The sequence below is a fragment of the Dolichospermum heterosporum TAC447 genome (assembly GCF_024584745.1).
Lineage (GTDB): Bacteria > Cyanobacteriota > Cyanobacteriia > Cyanobacteriales > Nostocaceae > Dolichospermum > Dolichospermum heterosporum.
In genome coordinates, this window is record NZ_CP099464.1 from 4,977,750 (window position 1) to 4,991,539 (window position 13,790).

At 37.8% G+C, this 13,790-nt stretch carries 17 protein-coding genes; 10 read left to right on the forward strand and 7 right to left on the reverse strand.

Annotation, left to right across the window (positions count from 1 at the left end):
* The first annotated feature begins 1 nt into the window (after position 1).
* The 4 genes from NG743_RS22555 to NG743_RS22575 all read left to right on the forward strand — a co-directional run bounded on the left by NG743_RS22555 (position 2) and on the right by NG743_RS22575 (position 2,862).
* Positions 2 to 1,123, forward strand: a complete 1,122-nt coding sequence (locus tag NG743_RS22555; RefSeq protein WP_015078120.1) for a DegT/DnrJ/EryC1/StrS family aminotransferase — start codon at positions 2 to 4, stop codon at positions 1,121 to 1,123.
* A gap of 108 nt (positions 1,124 to 1,231) precedes the next feature.
* Positions 1,232 to 2,068: a sugar phosphate isomerase/epimerase family protein gene (locus NG743_RS22560; protein WP_257120936.1), complete on the forward strand. Its 837-nt coding sequence runs from the start codon at positions 1,232 to 1,234 to the stop codon at positions 2,066 to 2,068.
* 37 nt (positions 2,069 to 2,105) lie between these two features.
* Positions 2,106 to 2,414: an SDR family NAD(P)-dependent oxidoreductase gene (locus tag NG743_RS22570; protein WP_306459812.1), complete on the forward strand. Its 309-nt coding sequence runs from the start codon at positions 2,106 to 2,108 to the stop codon at positions 2,412 to 2,414.
* Complete coding sequence (locus NG743_RS22575; protein WP_257120937.1) at positions 2,332 to 2,862, forward strand: SDR family NAD(P)-dependent oxidoreductase; 531 nt, start codon at positions 2,332 to 2,334, stop codon at positions 2,860 to 2,862. The genes NG743_RS22570 and NG743_RS22575 overlap by 83 nt, the downstream gene beginning before the upstream one ends.
* Before the next feature lie 134 nt (positions 2,863 to 2,996).
* Here NG743_RS22575 and NG743_RS22580 read toward each other — a convergent pair whose 3' ends face one another.
* Positions 2,997 to 3,854: an HAD-IIB family hydrolase gene (locus tag NG743_RS22580; protein WP_081424236.1), complete on the reverse strand. Its 858-nt coding sequence runs from the start codon at positions 3,852 to 3,854 to the stop codon at positions 2,997 to 2,999.
* 242 nt (positions 3,855 to 4,096) lie between these two features.
* Here NG743_RS22580 and NG743_RS22585 point away from each other — a divergent pair, with 242 nt between their 5' ends.
* Positions 4,097 to 4,336 (forward strand): DUF4277 domain-containing protein, encoded by a 240-nt coding sequence (locus NG743_RS22585; RefSeq protein WP_051424263.1) that lies wholly within the window; start codon positions 4,097 to 4,099, stop codon positions 4,334 to 4,336.
* A gap of 120 nt (positions 4,337 to 4,456) precedes the next feature.
* On the opposite strand, the gene NG743_RS22590 is transcribed toward NG743_RS22585, so the two are convergent.
* Positions 4,457 to 6,157 (reverse strand): DUF3685 domain-containing protein, encoded by a 1,701-nt coding sequence (locus NG743_RS22590; protein WP_257120938.1) that lies wholly within the window; start codon positions 6,155 to 6,157, stop codon positions 4,457 to 4,459.
* 166 nt (positions 6,158 to 6,323) lie between these two features.
* A complete protein-coding gene (locus NG743_RS22595) occupies positions 6,324 to 6,770 on the reverse strand; it encodes a Fur family transcriptional regulator (protein WP_193963775.1) in 447 nt (148 codons plus the stop codon).
* Positions 6,771 to 7,015: 245 nt separating this feature from the next.
* Here NG743_RS22595 and NG743_RS22600 point away from each other — a divergent pair, with 245 nt between their 5' ends.
* A complete protein-coding gene (locus NG743_RS22600; protein WP_027401722.1) occupies positions 7,016 to 7,501 on the forward strand; it encodes a CRR6 family NdhI maturation factor in 486 nt (161 codons plus the stop codon).
* Here NG743_RS22600 and NG743_RS22605 read toward each other — a convergent pair.
* Together NG743_RS22605 and NG743_RS22610 are read right to left on the reverse strand one after the other, a co-directional pair.
* Positions 7,460 to 7,660 (reverse strand): hypothetical protein, encoded by a 201-nt coding sequence (locus NG743_RS22605; RefSeq protein ID WP_257120939.1) that lies wholly within the window; start codon positions 7,658 to 7,660, stop codon positions 7,460 to 7,462. The two genes, NG743_RS22600 and NG743_RS22605, sit on opposite strands and share 42 nt — an antisense overlap.
* 13 nt (positions 7,661 to 7,673) lie before the next feature.
* A complete protein-coding gene (locus NG743_RS22610; protein ID WP_168465365.1) occupies positions 7,674 to 7,841 on the reverse strand; it encodes a hypothetical protein in 168 nt (55 codons plus the stop codon).
* Between the two features lie 61 nt (positions 7,842 to 7,902).
* Between NG743_RS22610 and NG743_RS22615 the strand changes: the two genes are divergently transcribed.
* Entirely contained in the window at positions 7,903 to 9,021 is a 1,119-nt protein-coding gene (locus tag NG743_RS22615) for an RNA-guided endonuclease InsQ/TnpB family protein (RefSeq protein ID WP_257120940.1), read from the forward strand.
* Positions 9,022 to 9,552: 531 nt separating this feature from the next.
* Here NG743_RS22615 and NG743_RS22620 read toward each other — a convergent pair.
* Positions 9,553 to 10,503 (reverse strand): glycosyltransferase family 9 protein, encoded by a 951-nt coding sequence (locus NG743_RS22620; RefSeq protein ID WP_027401720.1) that lies wholly within the window; start codon positions 10,501 to 10,503, stop codon positions 9,553 to 9,555.
* Between the two features lie 195 nt (positions 10,504 to 10,698).
* Between NG743_RS22620 and ispD the strand changes: the two genes are divergently transcribed.
* From ispD to NG743_RS22635, 3 genes are all read left to right on the forward strand, one after another.
* Positions 10,699 to 11,379 carry a 2-C-methyl-D-erythritol 4-phosphate cytidylyltransferase gene (gene ispD / locus NG743_RS22625; protein WP_257120941.1) on the forward strand — a complete coding sequence of 227 codons (681 nt, stop codon included), beginning with the start codon at positions 10,699 to 10,701 and terminating at the stop codon, positions 11,377 to 11,379.
* A 92-nt stretch (positions 11,380 to 11,471) separates the two neighbouring features.
* A complete protein-coding gene (scpB, locus tag NG743_RS22630) occupies positions 11,472 to 12,029 on the forward strand; it encodes an SMC-Scp complex subunit ScpB (protein WP_027401718.1) in 558 nt (185 codons plus the stop codon).
* A gap of 103 nt (positions 12,030 to 12,132) precedes the next feature.
* Positions 12,133 to 12,477 (forward strand): DUF760 domain-containing protein, encoded by a 345-nt coding sequence (locus tag NG743_RS22635; RefSeq protein WP_027401717.1) that lies wholly within the window; start codon positions 12,133 to 12,135, stop codon positions 12,475 to 12,477.
* 98 nt (positions 12,478 to 12,575) lie between these two features.
* Here the strand turns inward: NG743_RS22635 and NG743_RS22640 are convergent, their stop codons facing one another.
* Entirely contained in the window at positions 12,576 to 13,778 is a 1,203-nt protein-coding gene (locus tag NG743_RS22640; RefSeq protein ID WP_027401716.1) for an HhoA/HhoB/HtrA family serine endopeptidase, read from the reverse strand.
* Between the last annotated feature and the right edge of the window lie 12 nt (positions 13,779 to 13,790).

The window sequence follows — 13,790 nt, forward strand, 5'->3', positions numbered from 1 at the left end:
AATGTCACAACTATTAACCATTAATCAAATACCCTTCGTTAATCTTAAAAGTCAACACGCTGCCATAAAGTCTGAGTTACTAGCAGCAATGGGTGAAGTCCTTGATGATGGCAACTTTATTTTAGGCGAGCAAGTTGCAGAGTTTGAGCGTCAGTTTGCTCAATTGTGTGGCGTTCGTTATGCAGTTGGTGTTAATTCTGGGACAGATGCCTTAATTTTTGCACTCAAAGCACTTGGTATTCGTTCTGGTGATGAAGTTATTACTGTCCCTAATTCTTTCGTGGCTTCAGCTACCTGTATTCGCATACTTGGTGCTAAACCTGTATTCGTTGATGTGGGCGATGATTACAATATTGATCCAACTAAAATCGCCGCAGCTATTACTCCCAAAACAAAGGCAATTATCCCTGTACATCTGACGGGAAGACCTTGTAACATGAAACCAATTTTAGATATTGCCCAGGAAAATGGAATAGCTGTAGTGGAGGATGCCGCCCAATCTGTACTGGCTGAGTATCAAGGTCAACGAGTAGGTTCTTTGGGAATAGTGGGTTGTTTCAGTTTACACCCCCTGAAAAACTTAAATGCTTGTGGAGATGGAGGAGTAATAGTAACGGATGATTCCGAACTGTATGACCAGTTAAAAATTATGCGGAATATTGGTTTACGAACTCGTGATGACTGTGTGATGTGGTCTCATAATTCTCGCTTAGATACTCTACAAGCAGCTATTCTGTTAGTTAAATTGCGTTACCTCCAGGAATGGACACAGCAACGTCAAGAAAATGCTCACTATTACCAAAGTCAACTTGCGGGTATTCCTCAAATCATAATGCCATGGGAACGAGAGTGGGAAAAATGCGTTTACCACACCTTTGTTATTCAAGCTGAACGGCGTGATCAATTGCGTCAATTTTTGAGCGATCGCGGTATCGGTACAGCAATTCATTATCCAGTGCCAATTCATCTATCTACAGCAGGTAAAGAATTAAGCTATCCAGCAGGGAGTTTTCCTGTCGCAGAAATGCAAGCAAGCCGCATCCTGAGTTTACCTATTTATCCAGGACTAACCGTTCAGGAACTTGAGCAAGTTTGTGAAAACATTAAGTTATTCTATCAATAAATAAGCCTCAAATTTTCTTCACTTTTGACTTGCTGTTGTGCATTTTGAATACACGACAGCTTACCCTCTAAGCTATACACATCATTTCTAAAATCCAAAATCAAAAATATGCTAAAGTCTAACATTAATTCACTAAATATTGGCTGTGCTGCTTGGGGCTGGAGAGAAGTGGAAATACCTGAATATTTCCACTGGATAGCTAACCAAGGCATTCGTTCAGTAGAAGTGAATGCTCATCCCCAAGCACCCAAACATCTTTTACATGATGGTGATGATCAAGCAGTATCTAAAATTGCTGATTGGGCTAAAGAAGCAGGAGTAGATATTATTTGTATAGCAGGAAGAAATAATTTTACACTCTCAGATGCAAATGAGTTAGAAACAGAAATTAAAAGAGTAGAGCGTTTTGTTGATAGTGCTGAAAAATTAGGGGCAAAATTTGTCAGATTATTGTCTGGTGATCACAGAAATGATTATATTCTCCCAGATGTTTTTCCTCTGTTGCATTATGCTTTTAATAAAATCGGTGATTACGCCGAAGAACGAGGAATTCAAATAACGATTGAAAATCATGGTGGACCAACTGCAACCGGACAAAGAGTGTCCAGAATGATGGAAGGTATTAAAAGTCCTGCTGTTGGTATTAACTATGATCCCGCTAATTTTTTGAATCAGGGAACTGATCCTTTGATGGCACTCCGCTATATTCTTCCTTGGGTAAATTATAGTCATTGGAAAGATGTGCAATGGGTTAATGATAGTCCTCAATTCTGTGCTTTTGGAGAGGGAGAAATTGTCTGGGAACCGATTATTAAAGAACTATTAAATGCAGGTTATCAGGGATATTGGGTGGTTGAATATGAAGAAACATCAGATGTTGAGCAGGGAACGAAAGAGAGTTTAAATAACTTGTCTCAAGTATTACAAAAATTTGCCGTTGTCTAAGTTTATTTCATTATTTTCATCAGGGGTTAGCAATTAAATGTCATTTTCTTTAGATGGTCATGTGGCCTTAGTTACAGGAAGTTCTGCTGGTTTAGGGAAAGCGATCGCTCTCAAATTGGGACAAGCAGGTGCTAAGGTAGCAATCAATTACAGCAATAACGAATCACGGGCTAAACAGGCTTTAGCTGAACTTGAACAACAAGGTTGCCAAGCTATTTTGGTTCGTGGGGATGTTACCCAAGAAGAAGATGTAGCAGCAATTTATGAAGCGATTCGCCTCTCAACTGGGTGCAGTAGATATTTTGGTGTTAAATGCCACAGGAAACCAACCCCAGATCCCCTTTGAGGAATACACCTGGCAAGATTTCCAAACCATGCTGGATTTTTTTATCAAAAGTCCCTACTTATTAACTCGTATTTGTTTACCCTCCATGAAACAAAAACAATGGGGACGAATTATTAATATTAGTAGTGACGTTTGTTTCCGCTCAGTTAATAACTTCAGTGCTTACGTTACTGCCAAAAATGGACAACTGGGATTTACACGCAGCATGGCCACCGAATTAGCGCCTTTTGGTATTACAGTTAATGCAGTTGCTCCCGGTTGGATACCCGTAGAACGCCATGAAAACGTTCCTCAAGAAAAAAAAGACGCTTACCAAGTCAGAATTCCCATGCAGCAATGGGGTACTCCACAGGATATTACTGAAGCAGTGCTTTATTTCGCCAGTCATGAGTCCAGATTTGTTACAGGGCAATATTTATGTATTAACGGTGGCTTTACTCTTATGTAAATATGATTAAGACTGATTGAGTTATAAACAATTCAGCTTTTTCAGGATTACACAAAAAATACCAAAAATATGGCGTTTCATAATTGCGGAATGTGGGATGTAATATATCAAACATTCTGACTCATGACTCTTGATTATTTAATAAGTGTTTTTAATACAGATAATATTCCTTTAGCATATTCATTTTCTGCTATTTGAAAATGTAATTTCCTAGCTTCGCTGGTTGCATTTCCAACTAAATAACCATGTCTAACAGTTTGCAGCATTTCAATATCATTACCACTTTCACCAAAAGCTATGGAGTTTTGATAGCTTACATTTGTCTGCTGTAAAATAAAATTAACTATATGTTTTTTACCTGTCCCTGATGGGATAAAATCAACATCATAGCAATTGTTTGGATCTCCAGATAAAGGATTTGCTTGACTAATATTTACTTGAATACCAGCTTTTTTCACTAACTCTTTTATCTTCAAAATTGCCTGATTATCAATTAGATCATTTTGTTGATGGTAATAGTAATTCTTTAAAAAAGGACAATCTGCTATTTGAGGTTGTGGTGTCAAATGTATATTATCTAATTTTAAAAAACTAACTAAGTTATTAACTAAATTCTCAGAGAATCCAGTTTTCATGAGATTGTTTTCCCATATTTTATCTTTTTCAGCGTATTGGTTTTGATTGAAGTAGATTAGTTCAGTCCCTAAACTACTAGCAATAAAATGAGGTAATAATGTCAAACCACATTTATTTATTTTATCAAAAACTGAAGTTAAACTACTACCAGTAACCCAACCAAAAAAGATTTGTTTCTGATATGTTTCATTTAATAAATACTCCTCAAGTTCTTTGAGATCATTTTTATAATCTTCTCTATTTTGATGAGCAAGATAAGTTTCATCAAAATCTGTAAAAACAACGTATTTTGGTTCTGGGACAGAAGGTAACAGTTTTATATTATGTTTGCAATATTTCATATAATGCTTATACACATTATTTTATTTTTTGTGGGATTCGGGCGAAAAGACTTTATATTTTACATTCTATTATAGCCCACATTCAGTAGGTAAAACCAGAAAAAAGGTATTTTAATCTAAGTGGACTAAAGGTAGCTAAGTAGTGAGACAGAATTAATTACACAATGTCATTGCGTAAGCATTGCGTGGCGTTAGCCATATGGAACGAAGTGAAATCAAGCAATCGCCAGGGTTGTGATTGCTTCCCTTCGCTCACAATGACTGTAAATATTTTTGTCCAATTACTTAAAGTGAAAACAGAACTACAAGTGGATGTTAAAGACATTGACCATTTATGGATAATTGCGGGAATTATAGATGAAATAGGGATTGTGAAGATAATAGATCAAGAAATAGGGACTCATGCACAAGAGAAAGTTAGCGCTGGACTTGTAGTTAAAGCGATGATAATCAATTGTATGGGATTTATAACCGCACCATTCATGGATTGCACCTGATGGCAAGTCAAGAAAGAAGGGTGCAACGCGAATCCCCCGTAGTACATACGCGAACAAAATATTTTTGAATTCACCCCCTATCTCCCCCTAACCGAGCAATATTGAATGACTAATGACTAATTACCTATTCTTCCGTTGTCCTTTTTCTGACAAAGAAACACTACCAATTCCTTGCAAAATACCTCTACCAACTAAACCTAAACCCTTACCGACTATTTGAGTAAGGACGAAAACAATTCCAGTTCCTAAAAACCCTACCAATGATTGGATACGTGGAGAAATAGCATCCCGAAATTCCAGTATTAATGTTACCCCTAAAGGAATACCGGAAAGTTGAGCTAATTCTTGATTTCGAGGAGCATAAATTGATATTTTCGTAATTCCACGAGGGGAGAAAACAAAGAACTCATAGCGACTTTCAAAAATAGTTTGTGCTTCAGTTATATATTGATATAATTGATATTTCCAAGATAGATTATTTCTGAACTTCTCAATTTCCCTAGTAGAAATCATTTGCCAGTTATAAAAATTTTGTTTAATACTTTCCTCATCTGCCAAGTTATTTAGTAATGGTTGAATTACAGCATTAGCTGTATGAATCAATAAATTCTCTAAAATTAATAATGCTTGTGATTGAGATTCTTTAGTTCCTGCTGGGTAAGAAACATTATCAATATATAAATCTGTCAGTAATAGTAAATACGACAATAACTCAAATAATAACGGCACTTTATTAATAATTTCTGTTTGCAAATCTGTATTTTTATCTAATAAAAACTTGACTAAATTTATTTCTTGTTTATCTAAAATAATCCGAGAATAATTACCAAAAAATTCCGTAATAGCAAATTTCCATAAATCTAGAGAAATCTGATTTTGTAAATTAAATAGCTGATTTTTATCGAAATTAAAAGTATGTATTTCTTCCACCTGGGTAAAAAATTTCCTCAGAATAATATAAAGCAACTCTCGCTTTTTATTTTCTCGGAGAATATCAATTTCTAAAGGTGTATTAGTAAGATTTTCTAAAGAAAATTGCAATTTATTTAAACATAAAGTAAATAATTCAGATTGCAGTTGTCGAGAACTAACTATAGGTGGTATATTAATTGATGGTCTTACATCCGCATCTAGTTTAATGATATTATCCTGATTCTGAATACTGAAGGATAGTAATTGGTTTTCTGGGGGTGGTTTTTGTCTTTCTTTCGGTATTGTCAATAAGTGATTAACAACCCAGCGAGCGGCTAGAAGTTCGCGTCGCTGTCCTGCTAAAATTGCTTTATTTAATAAAGGTATTCCTGGTATTCTTAATTTTTCTGTGACTAGATTAATAGCTTGATCAATATTATTAATTCCTGAATTTTGTAAATTATTTCGCAACTTAGCAAATGGCAAAGGAGAATTAATGATTACTGGTTCTGTGAACCAATAATAACCACCATTAGCAACTTCTTGAAGAATGGGGACTAATTGAGAAATTGATATTCCTTTAGGACAATAACCATTTATTCCTATTGCTTTTGCCGCAATGAGCATTTCTGGTTGGGATTTTGAACTTAAAAGTAATATAGGTATGTGGGGATATAAAGCTTTTAGTTGTTTACAGAATTGCAAACCCAATTGTTCATTCCCTAATTCTAAAATGATTAATTTAATTTGCTGAGAATTTACTTGCGCTAAAACCTGTAAAGCTGCGGTATCTGTGGCAACGTCTGCTATAACTTGTAAATTAGGAATAGCTTCCAGTGTTACCTTTAGTCCTAAACGGAAAATTGGATCTGGGTCAATTAATAAGAATTGTAAAAGGCGATCGCTCATTTTTACAAGAGATTTGATTCCTGATTTTTAGGCTAAGTAGGTTGGCGTTGAAAATTGTCGTTATGGCAAGGCAAAAGGCAAGAGGCAAGAGGGTTTGGGCGATTTTACGTTTCTTTACACAGTTTGGTTTTATTGTGTTCACCTACTTAGTTTAAATTCTCAATTCCTAATCATTCACTTTGTCACGATAACCATAAAAGTTAATAGTATATTCAGAAATTTTCATCCCTGTTTGCGCTTCTACTTGACGTAGCAACTCTTCGGGTAATTCTATCTGCACATCTAAAATCTGATTTGTATCTATACAGTTAACATGACTATGGGAATCACTATTATTTCCATATAATCGTCCATCACCATGTTCAATACACTCTATAATACTCTGGCTAGATAAAGCTTCTAGATTTTGATATACCGAAGTATGTCCAATTTCTTTACCTTCTTTATTGAGTCGATCATAAATCTCCCTAGCAGAAAGATGCTCTTTCGCTTGCCAAAGCAACTCCAGTATAAAGCGTCTCTGACGACTGACACGCATTCCTAACATTTGACACCTATCCAAAGCATCTTCTAAGGAACGAATAGGTTTAAGACAACTTCCTTGCTTGTACATATTTCAGGTTGTGAATTCTAGAAATTGGAAATCAATTCAAAATACCCTCACGACAGGACTCACTCCCGCAAAATTAAAGAACACTTTGCCTTTTGCCTGTTTGCTAACTCATAATATTCTCAATTTAAAAAAACTCATAACAACTTTATCTTAAAATTCCTCTCAATGTCTACCTCAAGTGGTTAAAAAACTGTTACTGTGAATTGTCAACACTGTTGAGTAAGTAAGTATCTATCTATCAGTCCATGACAATCACAATCACCCTCAACAACGATTCTATTTATAGTTTAGATGTATCACCTGCCTTAATGGTGATTGAACCACTGCTGCAAGCAGGAAATATTTCCTCCTATGAACAGCAACTACGTCTAGAAATTAATTATGAACAGGAAGAAAATGATCCACGGGAGTTATCGGAAATTCCCGAGGTAAGACTGTGGTTTGTGCGTCTTGATGCCAAGTATCCTTGGTTACCATTTTTACTAGACTGGAAAGCCGGAGAATTATCTAGATACGCAGCAATGTTAGTACCTCATCAGTTTAGTTCTAAAGAAGGTATCCAGTACAACCCCGAAGCCTTAGAAATATTTTTGATGCACAAAATCTTTATTTTAAGTGATTGGTTGTACAAACAAGATATTGTTAGTCCATCTCGACTCAAATCCTTAGCGCAAATTCTGGGCTATGAATTAGATGATGCTTTCTTTGAAATGATTGAAAAAACTAATTAATTTGGAAAGGGAACAGGGAACAGGTGACAGGTGACAGGTGACAGGTGACAGGTGACAGGGAACAGGTGACAGGTGACAGGTGACAGGTGACAGGTGACAGGTGACAGGTGACAGGTGACAGGTGACAGGGGTAGAAGCAGCTTGATAATTTCTACCCATAACTATCCATATATTACTGTTTGTCCAAGTCTTCAAGAAGTTGATCAACAAAATCCCTCAACCGTTGCTGCCAATCAGGGACGGTTTTAATTTTTTCCCTGACTCCAGGTAAAACCTTAAATTGCAAGGGTGATTTATCGGAGGCTACTTGATTTTGTGGCTTAAATTTAATCCGAGGCATTGCCAAATCTTAATATATCTGATATACTAGATATCATAACACAACATTGAAGGTCGAATCAATGCTTTTATCATTCAAAACCGCATTAATTCCAAATAACGGACAGGTTACAGCTTTTCGTAAAGCATCTGGAGTAGCTAGACACGCCTATAACTGGGCAAATGCTCAAATCAAGGATATTTTAGCTGCTCAAAAAGAAGGCGAAAAACTTAAATTACCCTCAGCGATTGACTTGCATAAAAAGTTAGTCGCCGAGGTTAAATCTGAACACGCTTGGTATTACGAAGTTAACAAAAATGTCCCACAAAAGGCGTTAACTGACTTACGCCAAGCATGGGATAGGTGTTTTTCCAAAACATCGAAACAACCCCGATTCAAGAAAAAAGGACAGCACGATTCTTTTTATTTAGAGTCAGGGACTAAGGCGAAACCGTTAATTAAAAACGATGGTAAAAGAATTAAATTACCGTCAATCGGTTGGGTACGATTAGCCATACCTTTACCAATTACCGCAACTCATAACTGTGTAATTTCCCGACAAGCTGATAAATGGTTTATTTCTGTTAAATACGAAGTTGAAAAACCTCCTATACTTGCAGACAGACCGACCATTGGCGTTGACATTGGTATCAAAGAATTAGCAGTTTGCAGTAATGGTGAAGTATTCAAAAACCCCAAAGCCTACCGCCGGATGAGTAAACGCATGAAACGTTTACAGCGTAGTGTGAGCAGGAAAATTAAAGGCTCTAATAACCGTAAAAAAGCTGTGAGAAAATTAGCTAAATTACACGCCAAAGTTTCTAATATTCGCAAGGATTCTATTCACAAATTAACCTACTATCTAGCTAAAAACCACAGCATAATTAAGATAGAAGATTTGCACGTTAAGGCATTTTTGAAGAACCACAAATTAGCAGGTGCAATTGCAGATTGTGGGATGTATGAATTTAAAAGGCAATTAGAGTACAAAACTGAGAAGTTTGGCAGTGAATTAATCCTTGTAGATAGATTCTTTCCTAGTTCGCAAATATGCTCTAACTGCGGTAATCATCGTCATAAAATGCCATTAAAAAGCCGCGTTTATGTTTGTCCTGATTGTGGACATAGAGAGGATCGTGACCTCAACGCAGCTAAGAATATTGACCGATGGTTTGTGGATATTTTTATCCCTGTAGCGTAGCGGTTCTTTTTAGGAACTACGGTCAGAAACGGTAAGTTCTACCGAGATTGTCTGTCGAGTGGAAAAACCTCTTAGAAGTCATTCTAAGACCACGATGAAGCAGGAAATAAACACTAAGATTATCGCTGTCCAGATGTGTCTAGACTTTGGTAATTTTGGGTAAGTTTTATAGAACGGAAGTTAACTATTATCAATTTTGGATTTTAGATTTTAGCTTCAAAATCATCTAGCAGGAGTCAGGAGTCAGAAGGAAATTTTTTCCCTGTTCCCTGTTCCCTGTTCCCTGTCACCTGTCACCTGTCACCTGTCACCTGTCACCTGTCACCTGTTCCCTGTCACCTGTCACCTGTTCCCTGTCACCTGTCACCTGTCACCTGTCACCTGTCACCTGTCACCTGTCACCTGTCACCTGTCACCTGTTCCCTGTCACCTGTCACCTGTTCCCTGTCACCTGTCACCTGTCACCTGTCACCTGTCACCTGTCACCTGTCACCTGTCACCTGTCACCTGTCACCTGTCACCTGTTCCCTGTCACCTGTCACCTGTTCCCCAAATTTTTTCTAAGACTATTTGGGGCGCAATATCTGCTAGTTTTCCAGTGGGTGAGGTAATAGCTAAGACTTTTTCACTTGCGGGTAATAATTTTTCTGAGTCCGTAGAATTTAGCAAAGCTATTGTATATGTTTCTACTGCTATACTCAATTGCAGAAGACTATTTTCTACAGACAACATTAAACTAGCGCCACCAATGATGGCGGTTAGCTTGCCAATATCATCGGGGGAAGTAACTTTAATATTGTGACAATGTTCTAAAATTGAACGCACAAACGACTCATTATCAGCTTCTTTAATGACAACAACGGGTAAATCTGGTTGTTTTTCTTGGCAAGCTGCAATGATTTTTTGCCAACTTTCTACAGGGTAGGTTGTATCTACATTAGATCCACCAGCATTGATGAGAATAAAACCTGATTCACTTACGCCTAAACGTTTTTGTTCTCCTTGCGCCCATTCGATGTCTACTTTTGGCACATTTACTGATAGTGGTGGACAAGGAGTATTAATCTTTAAAGGTTTGAGTAGGTCATGGTACACTTTTGCCACATATTGGGATAGGTTGGGTGTAATGTGATTAGTGAGAAAAACCGCACCTTGTCCTTGATAGCCAATGCGTGTGGGGATTCCTGTTAACCACATTAGCAAGCCTACTAACCAACTTTGTCCAACAATAATAGCGACATCATACTCACGATCGCGGATCATGCCAACTAAGTTACCCCAATCAGCCAAACTATTACGATCTTTGTAGTCAAAAGTTAATACATCATGAACTGACTTGCTTATTCGGTAAGCAGCCTTTGACTGGGGTTCGACAATGACATCTATCTGCGCGTCGGGATAATAACGCTTAAGATCATCAAGAGTGGCAAAAAAAAGAATTTGGTTATCAATTGAACCAGGTACAAGGGTTACTACACGCATAATATTTATTAACGTTTATTGTTTTATATTTTAGGAGAATATAGGTATTGAGAATTATGAGTCACGATCTTAAAATGTAGGGGCGCAGGGCGTGCGCCCAAGGGTTAGAAGTTAGGAGTTTTTGAATTTTGCTAGTGAAGTTATTCTCAAGAATGGGTATTCTGAATTTATTTAATTAAAGATCAAGGAAAAGTTGTGCATTTACTAATTCCCGCTGCTGGAAGTGGCAAAAGAATGGGCGCTGATGGTAATAAACTTTTATTACAGGTACGTTCAAAACCATTGATTGCTTGGACTTTGTTGGCAGCAGAAGCCGCAAGTTCTATTAGTTGGATAGGAATTGTTTCTCAACCTCAAGATTGGGACAAGTTCAAGTCTATTATCGCTGAATTAAAGCTAAAAAAAACAATAGAATTAATTTCTGGTGGTTCTACTCGTCAAGAGTCAGTTTATAATGGCTTACAGGCATTACCAAGTAATGCGGAACAGGTATTAATCCATGATGGCGCTCGTTGTTTGGCAACACCAGATTTATTTAATGCCTGTTCTGAAGCAATTCTCAATTGTTCTGGTTTAATTGCGGCTGTACCTGTTAAAGATACCATTAAAGTTGTTGATGACAATGGCATAATTAAAAGTACACCAGAACGTAAACAACTTTGGGCGGCTCAAACCCCCCAAGGGTTCGATGTCAAATTGTTAAAACAGTGCCACGCTGAAGGTGTCCGTCAAGGTTGGGAAGTGACTGATGATGCGGCTTTGTTTGAAAAATGCGGTATTGAGGTGAGGATAGTTTCGGGGGAAGAGACTAATTTGAAAATTACTACTCCTCAAGATTTGACGATCGCAGAATTTATACTTAGTTATAGAGAATAAGCAGGGGAGCAGGCAGCAGGGGGCAAGCAGGGGGAGAAAAATTTTCTAAAATCTAAAATCCAAAATCTAAAATCCAAAATCTAAAATACTGAATGCCCAAGAATATACCTATAGCCGGCAAAATAGAAGCGATTCTTTATTTAAAGGGTAAACCCTTATCACTAAGTGAAATTGCTGAATATGCGAAATGCGATCGCTTCACAGCAGAAGAAGGAATTATCCAACTAATTGAAAATTATTCCCGTCAAGACACAGCTTTAGAAGTCGTAGAAACTGAACATGGTTATAGTTTACAACTGCGGTCAGAATTTCATGATTTAGTGCAAGCTATAATACCAGTAGAATTGGGAGTTGGGGCATTACGGACATTAGCAGCGATCGCCCTCCATAATCCCATATTGCAAAGTGAATTGATTAATTTACGGGGTTCAGGAGCTTATCAGCACGTTCAAGAATTAGTAGAATCCGGTTTCGTCCGCAAACGCCGAGAAAGTGATTCTCGCTCCTTTTCCCTGCAAATAACACCAAAATTTCATCAGTATTTTCAAATCGAACAACTACCCCAAATTTTGGCAATTCCAGACAAAGAACAGCAACTAGAACTGAAGTTAGAAGGATTAGAGGCAGAGGAGGGAACAATTCAAAATTAAAAAACCCTTCTCTATTCCCTATTGCCTTTTCTCTGTAGAAAATGCGCTACCCTATGAATATGGTTTAGAGTAAAATCAGCAGTTAAGCTAATATAAATCGCCAATGGTGTTTGATCCTGACTTTTTGCAAGACGACTCTGAGCAACACCCTAATCAACTTCTGAATGATCGCTTTGGGGACAACCCAAACCAATTACTGAAATATTTACAGCATCAATCTCCTGAAGTTTTAGCCCGTGTAGCCCAAGCTGTCAGCCCCGAAATTAAACAAATCATTTCCCAGAATGTCCAAGGACTCGTGGGAGTGATACCGACAGAACATTTTAATGTGCAAATTACAACAGACCGGGAAAATCTAGCGGGAATACTAGCATCAGCAATGATGACAGGTTATTTTCTCCGCCAAATGGAACAGAGAATGCAATTGGAACATTTATCCAATCAATAGGAGTCAGGAGTCAGGAGTCAGGAGTTCACCAAAAACAAAGAACAAAAAGAAAGTTTCTTCCCCTCCCCCTGCTTCCTATTCCTGTTCTCTGTCCCCTGCTATTGAGGATAATTTCCCGAACGAACCTGAAAGATTTGAGTTTTCCCATTGCGGTTGACTTCTATGGTAAGAATGTCCCCAACACTACTCGATTCGACTATCTTTTGGACTTGAGCCGCAATTTTGATTTGTTTACCATTAACTTTTTGAATCACGTCACCAGGAAGTAATCCTCCTATCTGTGCGGGTGATTTTTCCATGACTTTTCTGATAACAATTCCCACGTCTGGCTGAATGTTTAGCTGATCTTCCGCTTTCAGTCGCTCTTTTGTGGTTGTGGAAATGTCTGTCATCTCAATTCCTAGAAAGGGGTGAGCAACTTCTCCTGTGGTAAACAGTTCATTGGCTACACGAAAGGCGGTTTCAATGGGGATAGCAAAACCAAGTCCTTGAGCATCAGCACGGATAGCAGTATTTACGCCAATAACTTGCCCTTGAGCATTTAAGAGTGGTCCACCAGAATTGCCAGGATTAATAGCTGCATCTGTTTGGATAAAACTAACGCGCTTATTAGGAACGCCTACTTGGGCGCTAGTTCTGTCCGTGGCACTGATAATGCCAATAGTGACAGTATTATCTAAACCTAACGGATTGCCTATAGCGATCGCCCATTGTCCAGGAATTAAATTTTGTGAATTACCTAACTTGACTATCGGCAACTTGTGGGCGGAAATTTTAACTGCGGCTATATCTGTCACCGTATCAACCCCTACCACCTTCCCCTCAAAACTCCGCCCATCTTTGAGGGTAACTTGAACCGTGTCTGTATCTGCCACTACATGAGCATTAGTTAATAACTTACCATCCTCACTCAATATAAATCCTGAACCTGTCCCCCGCTCAACTTTTTCTGAGGGGATTGGTTGTTCATCCTCTTTAAAAAAATGGCGAAATAAGGGATTTTTGAGAGCTTCAGTCATCGGATTTGATACTTTACGAATTGCATTAATTCGCACAACCGCAGGACCAACTCTGCCGACAGCAGTGGCGATAAAATTGATATTATCACTTCCCGAAGTGTTAAGTATGCCATTGACAGGTTGAGGAGCAGCAGATTCAGCAGGTAAAGTTACTGCCACATTTTTCAATTCTTGAAATGAAAGATTGTGCGTCCAAAAATAACGACTAACAAATACACCACCACCAGAGCCAATTACCACCAAACCTAGATAAACAGCCAGTTGCTTCCAAGATACATTCATAATTATTAAGAA